The following is a 13,955-nucleotide window of genomic DNA, read 5'->3' on the forward strand; positions in this document are numbered from 1 at the left end:
TCCCGCTACCCAAGCGAACCTCGAACGCCCGACCGGCAGAGATGCCCCAACGTCACCCCATCGAGCGACACCAAACCCGGGCATTACGGTGCGAACCGCACTCTGACAAGGCAGATCGGTCAATAGCACGCACTGTTACAGCCGCCAAAATACTCAACTCAACGCCGCCGCGGCGCAGTTCACCAACAACCTCGCCGCACCCAACGCATCCCCCGCCACCACACATGTCAGCACCCCGCCCCCGGCCAGTTCACAAACCGCCCGCCCCGGCATGCTGAAGACCTCACCACCCGCCCCCGGCACATCCGGGATCCGGAGTTCGGTGGCGATCACGCGATTCCCCGAAGTCCCCGCCGGGCCCGCCCAGCCCCGGTGCGCGGCCGGGCCGTACCGCATGCTCTGCCGCAGCACCGGGCGTCCCCCGGCCAGCACGTTCCAACGCGAGACCGCATCCCCCATCGCCTCATCGAACCGCCCCAGGACCAGAGTCTCCCGCAGTGTCAGCCGCACCGCGCGCCCGAGGACGACGTCGAGAACACTCGCGTACGCGGCACCCGCGCTGACGACGACCGGCTCCGGCAGGTAGGCGAGTTCGCCGCCGTCCTCGACCTCGATGCGCAGTCGCTGGCGGGCGGGCGTGCCGTCGCCTGGCAGCACGATCGCGGCGGCGACGGTACGGACGGTCAACTGCGCCCCACGGCCCACTTCGATGCGGACGGACAGGTCGTCCCCGCCGAGCGGCCCCGCGGCCCCGCCCACAAAGGTGATCTCCGCCCCGGGCCCCGGGACGGAGATCTCCCGGGGCAGCAGCGGGACCCGGCCGCGCAGCCGGGTGATGCGGGTGACGCCCCGGGCGTCAAGCTCAGCCCGGACCAAAGACTCTGCCTGCACCTGCACTCCTCACGGCCGGCTGTCGGTGATCACGGGTTTCCCACCCGTCAACAACGCTTGAAAGGTGGGGAACCCGTGATCAACCGACGGGTTCCGCGGACGGTTCCACAGACAGCGCCAGCGCCGGAACCGCGGCCGCCACCGGTACAGCCGTCCCCGCCTGCCAGGCGGCCAGTTGCGCGAGCACCCAATCAGTCACCGGGTCGGCCCCGGGGGTCCCGCGCAGCGACAGGAACACCACCGGCGCGCCTTCCGGCCGCATCCGCTTCGCGTCCCGGTCCATCACCGACAGATCCGCCCCGATCTGCGGAGCGATGTCGGTCTTGTTGACCACAAGCAGGTCGGAGCGGGTCACTCCAGGGCCGCCCTTGCGCGGCACCTTGTCCCCGCCGGACACGTCGATGACGAACAACTGCACGTCGGCGAGGCCCCGGCTGAACGTCATAGTCAGGTTGTCGCCGCCGGACTCGATGACGATCAACTCCAGTTCCCCGTGGGCGGTTTCGAGGTCTTCGACGGCGTCGAGGTTGCCGCTGATGTCGTCGCGTACGGCCGTGTGCGGGCAGCAGCCCGTCCGGACCGCCGCGATGCGGTCGGCGGCGAGCACTCCGGCCCCCTTGAGGAAGTCGGCGTCCTCGGTGGTGTAGATGTCGTTGGTGACGACGGCGAGCGAGATCCGGCCCGCGAGCGCCTTGCACAGGGCGGCGACGAGTGCCGTCTTCCCTGAGCCGACGGGTCCGCCGATACCGAGACGCATCGCCCGGCTGCCCGGGGCGTCCGGGACCAGGCCCTGGGCGTGGCCGCCATTACCTGACGCATGGTCACGATGCAAAGTGAACAACCTCCTCGCGTACGTGCAGCTCGGCGCAGATGTCCAGGCCGGGGCCGGAACAGCTCGGCAGCAGGCCCCAGTCACCTTCACCCAGAGCCGTACGGGCCGCCTCTGCGGCCTCCGATGCGACCTGGTCGATATGGCCGGTCATCGACATCTGGACGACGGTGACCGCGATGGGGTCGAAGGACAGCAGTTTCACTACGGCTGAGGCCGGCCCCGCGACAGCGTTGGTCGCGGCAAGGACGGCCGCCTGACGGTCAGTCAATCGCGTACGGGTCGCTGCCGCGCCCAGGACCACAGCGTGATGCGGGGCGACACCGAGGCTGTTCCACGGGTCGTCCGGCCAGGCGGCCTTGGCGAGGCGGCGCAGCGAGCGCCCCTGCGCGCGGGAGGCCGCCCGCGCGGCTGCCGACGGTGTCCTGGCGTCGAGTTCGGCGTCGAGTCCGGCCCACGGGGCGTCGGCCGGCAGGGCGTACTCCCCGGCGAGCAGTGCGGCGGCCGCGGCGAAGGACGCCTGGACGAGCCCCGCACTGTAGAGCTTGCCGAGCAGGAACTCGGTGAGCGTGTCGAGGTCGTGTACTTCGCCGCGGGTGACGGCGTTCTCCAGCCCGCCGGAGTGTGCGTATCCCCCGGCCGGCAGCCTGGAGTCGCCGAGGAGGAGGAGTCCTGCGCCCATGATGAACCACCTTTGCCGCTAAGTCGGTTCCGGCACTGGGGGCCGGTAACCGCACGTCTTGCGTTTTCCGAGCGCTTGCGAGCCCTGAGAGCAGTGGGAGCCCTGAGAGCCCCGCACGCGCCGCGGGAACCTTCGCGCACTGAGAGCACTTCAGAGCACTCACAGGCCCTCAGAACATGAAGTACCGCTGGGCCATCGGCAGCACCGAGGCCGGTGCTGATTCGACCTTCTCCCCGTCGATGCGGACCGCGAACGTCCCCGGGTCCACCCTGATGTCGGGCATCGCGTCGTTGAGTGGCATCGCCGCCTTCCCACGCCCCCGCACGTCGGCGACGGGTACGAGCCGTCGCCGTACGTCCAGCCGCGAAGCCAGGCCGTCCTCGAGCGCCGCGGGGGCGACGAAGTGCAGCGAAGTCGCGGCGGCCGTGCGCGGGGCCGCGCCGAACATCGGCCGCATCAGAACGGGTTGCGGGGTCGGAATAGACGCGTTGGCATCGCCCATCTGGGCGTACGCGATGGCTCCGCCCTTGATGACGAGGCTCGGCCGGACGCCGAAGAAGGCCGGGTTCCACAGCACCAGGTCGGCGAGTTTGCCGACGCTGACCGAGCCGATCTCGGCGTCGAGGCCGTGGGCGACGGCGGGGCAGATCGTGTACTTGGCGACGTAGCGGCGGGCCCGCATGTTGTCGGCGGCGCCGTCGCCGGCGAGTGGACCGCGCCGGACCTTGTTGACGTGCGCGGTCTGCCAGGTCCGCATGATGGTCTCGCCGACCCGGCCCATGGCCTGCGAGTCGGAGCCGATCATCGAGATCGCGCCGAGGTCGTGCAGGATGTCCTCGGCCGCGATTGTGGACGGCCTGATCCGCGACTCGGCGAACGCCAAGTCCTCGGGCACGGCCGGGTTGAGGTGGTGGCAGACCATCAGCATGTCGAGGTGTTCCTCGACCGTGTTGACCGTGTGCGGGCGGGTCGGATTCGTGGAGCTGGGAAGGATGTTCGGCATTCCGGCGACCGTGATGATGTCCGGTGCGTGCCCGCCCCCGGCGCCTTCGGTGTGGTAGGCGTGGATGGTCCGCCCGTTGACCGCTTTGAGTGTGCCCTCGACGAAGCCGGTCTCGTTGAGGGTGTCGCTGTGCAGCGCTACCTGCGTTCCGGAAGCGTCGGCCACCCGCAGCGCCGCGTCGATCGCGGCGGGGGTCGAGCCCCAGTCCTCGTGCACCTTGAATCCGGCCGCGCCCGCGCGCAGTTGCTCCCACATCGCTTCTTCGGAGACCGTGTTGCCCTTGCCGAGGAGCACAAAGTTGACCGGCACGGAGTCCAGCGATTCGAGCATCCGGGCCAGGTGCCACGCCCCGGGGGTGACCGTGGTGGCCTTGGAGCCCTCGGCCGGTCCGGTGCCGCCGCCGATCATCGTGGTGATTCCGGAGCCCAGGGCTTCGTCGAACTGCTGCGGGCAGATGAGGTGGACGTGGCAGTCCACGCCGCCGGCGGTGAGGATCTTCCCGTTGCCGGAGATGATTTCCGTGGACGGGCCGATGACCAGGTCAGGGTGGACCCCGTCCATGGTGTCCGGGTTCCCGGCCTTGCCGATACCGACGATGCGGCCGTCGCGGACGCCGATGTCGGCCTTGACGATCCCCCAGTGGTCGAGGATGACGGCGCCGGTGATGACCGTGTCGGGGGCGCCTTCGGCGCGGGTCGTGACTGACTGGCCCATGGACTCGCGGATCACCTTGCCGCCGCCGAAGACCGCCTCGTCTCCGGCCGCCCCGTGCGGGCGGCACAGGTCCTCGGTGACCTCGATGGTGAGCGCCGTGTCGGCGAGCCGGATGCGGTCGCCGGTGGTGGGCCCGTACATGAGTGCGTAGCGGTGCCGGTCGATGAAACTCACAGTGCGCGTCCCCCGCCGTCCAACACTCCCCCGCGTCCCCCGCCGTCCAACACTCCCCCGCGTCCCCCGCCGTCCAACACTCCCCCGCGTCCCGCCTTCAGCCCGGGCACGATCCGTTTGCCCGCGATCGGTACGAGGCGCACTTCCCTGGCCACGCCGGGCTCGAAGCGCACGGCGGTCCCGGCCGGTATGTCGAGCCGGTGTCCCCAGGCCGCCGCACGGTCGAAGTCGAGCGCGTCGTTCGCGGCGGGGAAGTGCAGGTGCGACCCGATCTGCACGGGCCGGTCTCCGGTGTTGACCACGGGAAGGACGAAGCTGACCCGTCCGGGGTTGAGCGGGACCGGGCCGGTCCCAAGGATGATCTCGCCGGGGATGACCGTGGGTTCACCCGTACGGTGCTTCGCCGGTTTCCTCCTGGCAGGCGCCGCGCTGCCGGACCCGGCCGGCCCGCCCCGTTTCACGGGATGGGCCGGTGTACGGTGACCAGCTTCGTGCCGTCCGGGAAGGTCGCTTCGGCCTGGACCTCGGAGATCATCTCCGGCACGCCCTCCATGACGTCACCGCGGCTGAGCACTTCGCGCCCGGCCTCCTGGAGGTCGGCGACCGACCTGCCGTCACGCGCGCCTTCGAACAGGAAGGAGGTGAGCACGGCCACCGACTCGGGGTAGTTCAGCCGCAGGCCCCGCGCTCTGCGCCGCTGCGCGAGGTCGGCGGCGTACGAGATCATGAGGCGTTCCTGCTCATGGGGCGTCAGCAGCACGCGCGGGTCCTTCCGCGACAGAGTCGGAGCCCGGCAGCCGAACCGGTTGCCGCTTGTCTCCGAGCCTGTACGTCTTGTGTTTCTTCGGCGGGGTGCGCACGTTACCGGCGTGTATCCGAATATTCGCGCCAGTCGGCGGGACGACGTCGATCATGATTGGAATTTTGCCGGCCCGTTGCCCGCACAGTACTTCGACCATGATCAACGCGCGTCCGGCTGAGGAGACGGCTAGAAACCGCCGCCGGGCGGGGCCTCGGTCACGTCGGCGGGCCTGAACCCGAAGACCTTCCCGTAGAACCAGAGTTCCGACTCAAGGGCGCGGATGATGTTCTCCGACTTCCGGAAGCCGTGCTGCTCACCTTCGAACGTGAGATAGACGTACGGAAGTCCCTTGCCGCGCACCGCGTCCACGATCTGTTCCGACTGGCTGGGCGGCACCACTACGTCGTCCAGGCCCTGGAACACCGCGAGCGGGCAGGAGATCCCGTCGACGTGGTTGATCGGCGACCGCTCCCGGTACACCTCGGCCGCCGCCGGGTACGGGCCGATCAGCCCGTCGAGGTAGCGGGATTCGAACTTGTGGGTGTCGTGGGCCAGTGCCACCAAGTCCACGACGCCGTAGTAGCTGACCCCGGCGGAGAAGGTGTCCGTCAGCGCGAGCGCCGCGAGCACCGTGAACCCGCCGGCCGAACCGCCGCGGACGGCAAGGCGCTTGCGGTCCACGATGCCCTGGTCTGCGAGGTACGTGGCCGCCGCCACGCAGTCCTGCACGTCCACGATGCCCCAGTTGTCCTGGAGCGCGTCGCGGTAGGGGCGGCCGTAGCCCGTCGAGCCGCCGTAGTTGACGTCGACGACGGCGATGCCCCGGGTCGTCCAGTACTGCACGGCACGCAGGTTCAGGGTGGGCGTGCTCTGCGCGGTCGGTCCGCCGTGGCTGATCACCAGGAGCGGCGGCAGTTCCCCGTCCGGCGCGGCGGCCCGCGGGTTGCGGGGGCGGTAGAGGACCGCGTGTGCGGTCCGGCCGTCGGCCGACGGGTAGGAGATCGATTCGGGTTCGGCGAACCAGTCCGCGGTCACCGGCAAGTCAGCGGGCGGCCTGAGCGGTACGGGTTCCACGCGGGGGGTCCGCGCGGCCTCGTCGCGGGAGGGGATACGTACGCGCATCGGCATGGTGCCGAGGGCCGGGCCCGAGCCGATCAGCAGCACGTCGTCGTCGGGCGTCGCGGTGATCTGCTCGACCCAGGTCAGGCCGGTCCCGACGACCTGCGGTTCGGCCTCGGGCCGGTCGGGGTCCACGACCGCGAGCCTGGTGAACCCGTCACGGTTGAGCGCGACCGCGATGCGGCCGTCGTCCAGGAGGGCGTACCAGCGGGCGCCGAACTGCCAGAGCGGGCCGCCGATTTCGGCCTCGACCGGGGCGACGGACTCGATCTGCCCGCCCGCGCCCAGGCGGTGGAGGTTCCACCAGCCCGTCCGGTCGGACAGGAACCACAGGGCGCCGTCCGGCCCCCATTCGGGCTGGAGCACCGACTCCCCGGGGCCGCCGGCCACCGGCTCGGAACCGGCCGCCACCGGTCCTTCAGTGCGCTGCTCGATCCGGGCGACCACCAGCTCGGTGGAGTCCCACGGCATGTCCGGGTGGTTCCAGCGGATCCAGGCGAGCGCGGAGCCGTCCGGGGCGACCCGGGGCGCGGAGACGAAGTCGGACCCCGAGGCCAGGACCCGTACGGCCGACGGCTTGTCGACGGCGGAGCCGTCGAGCGGCAGCGCGACCAGCTCGTTGACCGCCTCACCGTGGACCTTCACGACCGCGGGGTCGTGGTTCTCCCGGACCGCCACGATCCACTCCCGGTCGCCCCACTCCACCCACTGCGGGTCGGCGAACCGGTAGCCGTGTTCGACCGGCGGCTCCGGCGTGATCGGCACCGGCTCCCCGGCGAAGTCCGAGTCGTAGCGGTACAGCCGCTGGTCGGACCAGTTCGCGAACACCACCTGCCCACCCGAGGCCGCCCACGCCCCGCCGCCGTACTCGTGGGCCCGGGTCCGCGCGGCGAACCCGTCGGGCAGGACGTCGCAGGCCCCCCGGCTGGGCACGTGCCGGACCAGTTGGACCCTGCCTCCCTCAGACGGCCGCGCCTCGTCCCACCAGACGGTGTTCCGGTCGGCCTGCACCTCACCGGACCGGGCCGCGCCCTCGGTGACCAGCGCCGCGGTCAGCGGCGACGGCCACGATCCGTACGGCTTCGTGTTTCCGCCCGCACTTTCGTTGTCAGTTCCCATGTGTCCCGATTGTGGTGCATGACACCCGTACGGCCCAAGCGTTCCGGAGCCGGGACCCATCTGTTCCGGGCCGGGGCCGACCCTGTTCCGGGCCGGAAACCGCCCCGGTGCCTGAGTCGGCCGTACCGGTGGAAACCCGGTCGCCCCGGACGCGCCGGACAGGGGATCATGGGGGCATGCCGACAGACCTCGAAATCCGCGGCTCGACCATCCCCGCGGCCGAGCTCTCCTGGCGATTCTCCCGTTCCTCCGGCCCCGGCGGGCAGTCGGTGAACACCACCGACAGCCGTGCCGAGGTGTCGTTCGACCTCGCAGCCACCACGTCCCTGCCCGAGCTCCTGAGACTGCGCGCCCTGGAGAACCTCGCCGACCGGCTGGTCGACGGGATCGTCACCGTGTCCGGGCAGGAGTTCCGCTCCCAGTTGATGAACCGGCAGGCCGCGCAGCGCCGCCTGGGCGAGCTGCTGGTCGAGGCGACCGCCCCGCCCGCGCCGCCGCGCCGGAAGCGCAAACCGAGCAAAGGCGCCAAAGAGCGTCGACTGAAGGCCAAGAAGCAGCGCAGCGATATCAAGAAGCTTCGCCGTAACGTTGATTGACGGGCCGTCATCCAAAAAGCACGCAGACTGCTTCCGATGACGGTGCGGTGAAGCCCACCGTCCTGGGGTTACGCGTCCTCGTGCACGGCGACGGTCCGGACGAACTGGCCGCCGTGGAGCGCGAGATCGAGGAGCTGTGCGCCCGGTTCGACGAGCCGGAGTTCAGCATCGGAATCTGCCGCAACGCAATCCTCGACCCAGAAGAGATCTAGGTCCTGGGCGGCGATTTCGCCTTCCTCGGCACGGTTTTCAGCCCCGATTCCCCGGCCGGGAAACTGTACGGCCACCGGCCCCACTCGCCGTCCGCCGGTGAGCGGGCCAGGGCCAAGGAGGTCGCTGACACCTTCGAGCGGGCCTGGGAAGGCTGCGTTCCTGCCGTCTGACACCCCACCCGCTGTGGCCGGGACCGTACGGGCCGCTGTTTCACCGGCGCCCCGCCAGGGCATCCCCTCCCCCTCTCAGATGTACGGGCAGCGCGCGCGGCCGGAGTTCGGTGCATCGGCTTCGTCAACAAGCCGGACAAGCGTGGTCGCTTTCTAGCCCACGGCGCTGTCAATGAGATCGACGACTTGTCCACGCTCCTCGGCCTTCTCGAGCCCAAGGAGCATTACAACAGCGTAAGTTGATTTCAGACCGTGTCCCGGCCGTTCGTCCGCAGCTTGCGCCAGCGCGCCTCGCACCCGGAGTACACGCCGAACACCGCCAGGCCCACCGCGACCACGACCAGCAGGGACCGTCCGGCCGGAGTTTCGGCGAAGGACCGCAGTGTCGCGTCCACGCCCTTGGCCTTCTCCGGATCGAACTTGACGGCGGCGACGATCAGGAAGGCGCCCACGGTGGCGAAGAGGACGCCGCGCGCGCAGCCGCCGATCCGGCCGAGGAGCCTGACGGTCTTCCGGGTCGTGGCGCTCATCTGTCCGGTGTGCAGCTTCTTCTCGAACTTCGCCATGGCGTAGCGCACCACCGTGTAGACGCCGAAACCGACGACGACCAGGCCGGCCACGCCGACGAGCAGACGGCCGCCGGGCCAGTCGAGGGCCTTGGCGGTGAAGTCGCGGGAGCTCTGGTCGCCGGACTTCCCACCGGAGCCCGCGGAACCCGAACCGCCGCCGCCGGAGGACTTCTTGGCGGTCAGTGAGACGACCAGGCTCGCGCAGACGAAGGAGTAGAAGACGCCGCGGCCCAGCGAGGTGAGCCGTTTTGTGACCTTTTTCCCGCCGGGTCCCGGCTGACCGGTGATCGACTCGGCCAACCGCCACAATGCCATGCCGGCAAAGCCGACGGCCAGCGCCCACAGCAGGAATTCACCGAACGGCTTCTCGCCGATGGTGGCTATCGCACCGCCCCGGTCGGCTTCCTTATCGCTTTTGCCGAAGGCGATCTGCACGGCGAGGACGCCGATGAGGACGTAGATGACGCCGCGCGCGGCCAGTCCGGCGCGGCCGAGGAGTTCGACCGTACGGCTGTCGGCGGCTTCGTTCACCTGCCCTCCCGCGGCGCGGCCCGCGCTCTTCGTTTTGGCCTTGCCGCCGGATGGCGACCGGCTGCCGGATCGTTTCGCCGGGGATTTTGCGGAGCGTGCGGAGTTCGACGACATGTGGGGATCACTCGCCTGGGATAGGGGGCAGCCGGGGAACGTGTCCTCCGGTCCGGGTCGGCAGACGTCTGCCCGGTACGTCCCCGGACAAACGACAGTGCGCGGCGGACCGGTCGTCCGGTCCGCCGCGCACTCTCGCTTCGCTGTGTGTCAGATTCTCCGGTGTACGGAAGGGGTCCGGTCAGGTGTCGCCGGGTTCATCCGTACAGCCGTCGTGTCCCAACCGTCGTGTCCCAACCGTTGCCCCCCAACCGTTGTCCCCCACCCTTTGTCCCCCACCCTTTGTCCCCCACCCTTTGTCCCCCAACTGCCTTTTCCCAGGCGTCACTTCTTCGGGCTCGGCCTCCGGCGCATCTCCTTCTGGACGGTCTTCCACTTGCGGGCCCGTTCGGCGCGCAGCCGGGAGTCCTCGCGGGTGGCCATCCACTCGGCTTCCTTGCGCAGCTTGCAATAGCTCTCCCACCGGCGTTCGTGCAGTTCTCCGTCCGCCAGCGCGGCCTGGACCGCGCAGCCGGGCTCCGTGGTGTGCGAGCAGTCGGCGAACCTGCACCGCTCCGCGAACGCCTCGACGTCGCTGAAGGCCCGTTCCAGGCCGTCGTCGAGGCCGAACAGGCCGACTCCGCGCAGTCCGGGTGTGTCGATCAGGACGCCACCCCCGGGGAGCAGGACGAGTTCCCGGCGGATGGTCGTGTGGCGGCCCTTGCCGTCGGCGGCGCGGACGTCCTGGACAGCCAGGAGGTCCGCCCCGGCAAGGGCGTTGGCGAGGCTGGACTTGCCAGCTCCGGAGGGCCCGAAGAGGGCGAGGGTGGGTACCGCGCCCGCACCGACGCCGAGGACGGCCCGCAGGACGTCGAGTCCTTCACCGGTGTGGGCGCTGACTGTGAGTACGTCGACGCCGGGGGCTGCGCCGGCCACTTCGGCGGCGATCTGGTCGGCGTCCGCGGCGAGGTCGGCCTTGGTGAGGACGACCACGGGCCGCGCGCCGGAGTTCCACACGAGGGTGAGGTACCGCTCGATCCGGCCGATGTCCGGGTCGGTGTCGAGTGGCGCGGCGATGACGGCGGCGTCGAGGTTCGCGGCGAGCACCTGGCCGGTGGACTTCCGCGAAGCCGTGGAGCGGATGACCGTGCCGTGCCTGGGGAGCACGGCCTCCAGCCAGGGGCGGCCGTCGGGGCCGTGGTTCGCGCCGGCGTCGACGGCGATCCAGTCGCCGGTGCACGGGGTCCTGGACTTGTCGCGGAAGTCGTACGCGACGCGGACAGGACCGTCGGCCGTGACCGTGTCGCACAGCGCGCGGTCGACGGCGGTGACGCGGGCCGGGACCAGCCCGGTTTTGGCGTACGGGATGAACTGCCTGGCCCACTCGGCGTTCCAGCCGTAGCCGGACAGCAGGTCGGTGGGAGTGTCCTGGTCCGCGGACAGACCGGTGTTCACGGACAGGCCGGTCTTCGTGGACACGGTGGAGTTCGCGGGCATGCCGGAGCTCGGGTACAGAAAGGATGAGGGGTACAAAACGGGACCCGTTTTTCTCGGGCGGGCCCCGGGGCTCTTGTCTGCTAGAGCGCGGGGACCCGGAAAGGAATGGTGAGGATCGGTGTGCGGTGGCCTACGGGGGCGACAGCGGGCGACATGGCACTCATGCGGTCCTCACTCCTTTCGTCGGTTCCTCGGAAGAACGGTCCTGTGCACGCCCTCACCGGCAACAGCCGGGGCGTACCGAGGAAAAGGCTACACGCCTGGGGGTTTCCCGCGCACTGGGTTTTCCACGTAGCCCGCGGACCGGAACGACGCAGGTGGGAACGGTGCGGTCCCGGGCGGTTCGGGCACTGGCGGCGCGCTCTTCGGCCTCGGTGGGACGCCGGGCTTCGCCGTGGGCCGGGCAGTGGAACGCGCGGTGGGCGGAGCGGGCTGCTGTGTCGGCTGCGCAGCGGACCGTCCCGGCTCGCCCGGTTGTCCCGGACCCTCCGGACGCCCGTCCGCGCGGTGTGACCCGCTGCGCCGCTGCGCCTGCTGGGACTGCTGCTGGTTGTGCTTGCGGTTCGCCCAGCGCTCGGGGAACTCGGCCGGCGGTTCTTCGGCGTCGCCGACCGGGTCCAGGACGGTGGTGTCGTCCTCGGCCAGGTCGGTCCAGTTGATCCCGCCCTCCGCGCCGTCCTTCCGGTGCCGGCCGCTGCGCCGGACGTGTTCGAGGGCGGTGGCGATCTCCGCCGCGACGCGCTCCTTGTCCCGTTCGGCGCGGGCTTGGGCGGTGTGCTGGCTGGGCCACACCTGGTCGATCGAGGCGTTGAGCGCGGCCCCGATCAAGATGGCCATGGCGAAGAAGTACATCCACACGAGGACGGCGATCGGTGCCGCCAGTGAGCCGTAGACCGACGGGCCGTCGACGGTCGTGGCGAGGTACAGGCGTAGGAAGAAGCTGCCGAGGATGGAGATCAGCAGGGCCACCAGCGCGCCGGGGATGTCCTCCTTCCACGGCGTCCGCACCGGGACGGACACGTGGTAGAGGGTCGTCAGGAAGCACACCGACAGGATGACCAGGACCGGCCAGTACAGGACGTGCACGGTTCCGGCGATGTGCGGGAACGTCTTGACGACCAGGCCGGGGCCGGCCACCAGGAGCGGGATCAGGAACATACCGAGCAGCAGGCCGACGACGTACAGGGTGAACGACAGCATGCGGGTCTTGACGACACCGCGCTTCCCGGACAGCCCGTACATGATCGTGATGGTGTCCACGTACACGTTGAGCGCGCGGGACCCGGACCACAGGGCGATCAGGAAACCGACCGAGACCAGGTCGGCGCGTCCACTGTTGAACACGTCGTCGACCAGCGGCCGGACGACCTTGTCCACGCTCTCCTGGGAGAGGACGCTGCTGGAGCCGTCGATGATGTCGAGCTTCAGCTTGTCGACGGTGTCCGCGCCGATGGCGTCGTGCAGATAGCCGAGGGTGCCGGCCAGCCCGAGCAGCAGCGGGGGCAGCGAGAGCAGCATGAAGAACCCGGCCTCGGCAGCCAGGCCGGTGACCCGGTTGTTGAAGCAGGACATGAAGGTTTCGCGCAGTATCCGCCACAGCGCGGTACGCAACCGGATGCGGACGCCACTGCGGGGGCTCGATCGTGCTGTTTTGTCCGCTGCCACGTCTATACGTTAGCCGTCCGCCCGACTTTGACCGCACGGTGCCGCACCGTCGTCCCGCGGGTCACCTCGCAGGTGGTCCCGCAGGTCACCTCGCAGGTCACCTCGCAGGTCACGGAGGATCCACGCTGGATCAACGCGCGGCTCAGCACCCGCGGGGGGCGACCACCGCGGTCAGCCGGCTCAGCACCCGGGCCGCGCCATGCAGGTCGCCCGGGTCCACGTCGGCCAGGACCCGCTCCCACTGCTGCCGGAAGTCCGCGTCCAGGCGGTGCATTTCGCGCAGTCCCTCGGGGGTGAGCCGGACCGGCGGGCCGCCGCGTCCGCGCTGTCGGCCGCCCGCACCGGCGGTGTGTTCGACCAGGCCTTCCCTGCCCAGGCCGAGCAGCATGTCGTGGACTTCGGCGGCGGAGAGCCCGAGGGCGGGCGCGAGCCTTCCCGGGCCCAGGTCGTGCTCGTCGGCGATGGCGGCGAGCATCCGGTGCCGGAGTGTGTGCGGTCCGGTGCCGCCGCCCCGGCCCGCGCGCACCGCGGAGAGGAAGCCGTGCAGGGCGTAGCGCAGGGTCTCGGCGGCCTCCTCCCGGACGGGGGCGGTGGCGCGGGCCTGGACCGCACCGTCACGCACAGGACCAGCGAGGGTGCGTTCGAGTGGTCGGGCGGAGCGGGGTGCGGGGATGACACCGCGGGTCGTGGCGCTGGTCCGCGCGCCCCGGGTCGTGACTCCGGACATGGGCGTCACCTCCATCAGGAACGGATGGCTCCGGCCGGAGCGTCACCGGGACCGGTCCGTACGGAACGAACGGAACAGTCCCGGCGGATCCGGCCGCGCCACGGGTACAGAACGTTAACCAACCGGGCCGACAGAGTCGGGGACCGCCACTCCCGGAACGGGAGTTGTGTGCTGGGTGGTCCCGCTGGAGGATGGCGGTGCGGACGGTCGGCGAGCTGGTTGGAAAGCGACCGGCGGATTCCGGTATTACCGCAAATCGGCTCGATACCGGCATTCCAGACTTGGACCTCTTGGTCGCGTGAGCGATTTACCAGGACATAACCCCCGCACTGTCTCACATCTCGGACAACACTATCCACATTATGGGATAGCCGTCCGGATCCCGGACATTGATGGACGGTCACCGAACGCCCGTGCCACGCTTTGCGGCATGTCACGCACCGGAATAGCGCTCGTAGGTCGACTCCACGTCGACCTCGGACGCATGTCCAGTGCCTTCTGTCTGCCGGTCTGAGCCTCCCCGCCGCCCACTGTCGTTGCCATCTCCACCTGACGACGGGC

Annotated in this window: 13 protein-coding genes; 2 read left to right on the forward strand and 11 right to left on the reverse strand. The window is 70.2% G+C overall.

The genetic code is table 11. The features are described 5' to 3' along the window. Positions 1-153 precede the first annotated feature (153 nt). The 7 genes from AC0Z36_RS11035 to AC0Z36_RS11065 all read right to left on the reverse strand — a co-directional run bounded on the left by AC0Z36_RS11035 (position 154) and on the right by AC0Z36_RS11065 (position 7,333). Complete coding sequence (locus AC0Z36_RS11035; protein ID WP_485462600.1) at positions 154-891, reverse strand: urease accessory protein UreD; 738 nt, start codon at positions 889-891, stop codon at positions 154-156. Between the two features lie 79 nt (positions 892-970). Beyond that, the gene (gene ureG / locus AC0Z36_RS11040) at positions 971-1,723 is read right to left on the reverse strand and encodes an urease accessory protein UreG (protein WP_485462601.1); all 753 of its coding nucleotides are present in this window, start codon (positions 1,721-1,723) and stop codon (positions 971-973) included. Then, positions 1,713-2,402 (reverse strand): urease accessory protein UreF, encoded by a 690-nt coding sequence (locus AC0Z36_RS11045; RefSeq protein ID WP_485462602.1) that lies wholly within the window; start codon positions 2,400-2,402, stop codon positions 1,713-1,715. Before AC0Z36_RS11045 ends, ureG begins: the two co-directional genes overlap by 11 nt. A 169-nt stretch (positions 2,403-2,571) precedes the next feature. Further along, positions 2,572-4,293 (reverse strand): urease subunit alpha, encoded by a 1,722-nt coding sequence (locus tag AC0Z36_RS11050; protein WP_485462603.1) that lies wholly within the window; start codon positions 4,291-4,293, stop codon positions 2,572-2,574. Next, entirely contained in the window at positions 4,290-4,667 is a 378-nt protein-coding gene (locus AC0Z36_RS11055; protein WP_485462679.1) for an urease subunit beta, read from the reverse strand. The genes AC0Z36_RS11050 and AC0Z36_RS11055 overlap by 4 nt, the downstream gene beginning before the upstream one ends. 83 nt (positions 4,668-4,750) lie before the next feature. Further along, positions 4,751-5,053 carry an urease subunit gamma gene (locus AC0Z36_RS11060; protein WP_485462604.1) on the reverse strand — a complete coding sequence of 101 codons (303 nt, stop codon included), beginning with the start codon at positions 5,051-5,053 and terminating at the stop codon, positions 4,751-4,753. 228 nt (positions 5,054-5,281) lie between these two features. Next, positions 5,282-7,333, reverse strand: a complete 2,052-nt coding sequence (locus tag AC0Z36_RS11065; RefSeq protein WP_485462605.1) for a S9 family peptidase — start codon at positions 7,331-7,333, stop codon at positions 5,282-5,284. Positions 7,334-7,509: 176 nt separating this feature from the next. Here AC0Z36_RS11065 and arfB point away from each other — a divergent pair, with 176 nt between their 5' ends. Together arfB and AC0Z36_RS11075 are read left to right on the forward strand one after the other, a co-directional pair. Continuing rightward, entirely contained in the window at positions 7,510-7,929 is a 420-nt protein-coding gene (arfB, locus tag AC0Z36_RS11070; RefSeq protein ID WP_485462606.1) for an alternative ribosome rescue aminoacyl-tRNA hydrolase ArfB, read from the forward strand. A gap of 47 nt (positions 7,930-7,976) precedes the next feature. After that, positions 7,977-8,141 carry a hypothetical protein gene (locus AC0Z36_RS11075; protein WP_485462607.1) on the forward strand — a complete coding sequence of 55 codons (165 nt, stop codon included), beginning with the start codon at positions 7,977-7,979 and terminating at the stop codon, positions 8,139-8,141. Positions 8,142-8,557: 416 nt separating this feature from the next. On the opposite strand, the gene AC0Z36_RS11080 is transcribed toward AC0Z36_RS11075, so the two are convergent. The 4 genes from AC0Z36_RS11080 to AC0Z36_RS11095 all read right to left on the reverse strand — a co-directional run bounded on the left by AC0Z36_RS11080 (position 8,558) and on the right by AC0Z36_RS11095 (position 13,394). Further along, entirely contained in the window at positions 8,558-9,412 is an 855-nt protein-coding gene (locus AC0Z36_RS11080; RefSeq protein ID WP_485462608.1) for a DUF1206 domain-containing protein, read from the reverse strand. A 438-nt stretch (positions 9,413-9,850) separates the two neighbouring features. After that, positions 9,851-10,984, reverse strand: coding sequence for a ribosome small subunit-dependent GTPase A (rsgA, locus tag AC0Z36_RS11085; protein ID WP_485462609.1), 1,134 nt, complete (start codon positions 10,982-10,984; stop codon positions 9,851-9,853). A 270-nt stretch (positions 10,985-11,254) separates the two neighbouring features. Further along, positions 11,255-12,667: a YihY/virulence factor BrkB family protein gene (locus AC0Z36_RS11090; RefSeq protein WP_485462610.1), complete on the reverse strand. Its 1,413-nt coding sequence runs from the start codon at positions 12,665-12,667 to the stop codon at positions 11,255-11,257. Between the two features lie 142 nt (positions 12,668-12,809). Next, positions 12,810-13,394 carry a hypothetical protein gene (locus AC0Z36_RS11095; RefSeq protein ID WP_485462611.1) on the reverse strand — a complete coding sequence of 195 codons (585 nt, stop codon included), beginning with the start codon at positions 13,392-13,394 and terminating at the stop codon, positions 12,810-12,812. Between the last annotated feature and the right edge of the window lie 561 nt (positions 13,395-13,955).

The sequence above is a fragment of the Kitasatospora sp. UYEF31 genome (assembly GCF_057291755.1).

Excerpts from the sequence above, each read along its gene's own strand:
- AC0Z36_RS11065 (WP_485462605.1), bottom strand. The coding sequence starts at position 7,333 with ATGGGAACTGACAACGAAAGTGCGGGCGGAAACACGAAGCCGTACGGA.
- arfB (WP_485462606.1), top strand. The coding sequence starts at position 7,510 with ATGCCGACAGACCTCGAAATCCGCGGCTCGACCATCCCCGCGGCCGAG.
- AC0Z36_RS11095 (WP_485462611.1), bottom strand. The coding sequence starts at position 13,394 with ATGTCCGGAGTCACGACCCGGGGCGCGCGGACCAGCGCCACGACCCGC.
- AC0Z36_RS11045 (WP_485462602.1), bottom strand. The coding sequence starts at position 2,402 with ATGGGCGCAGGACTCCTCCTCCTCGGCGACTCCAGGCTGCCGGCCGGG.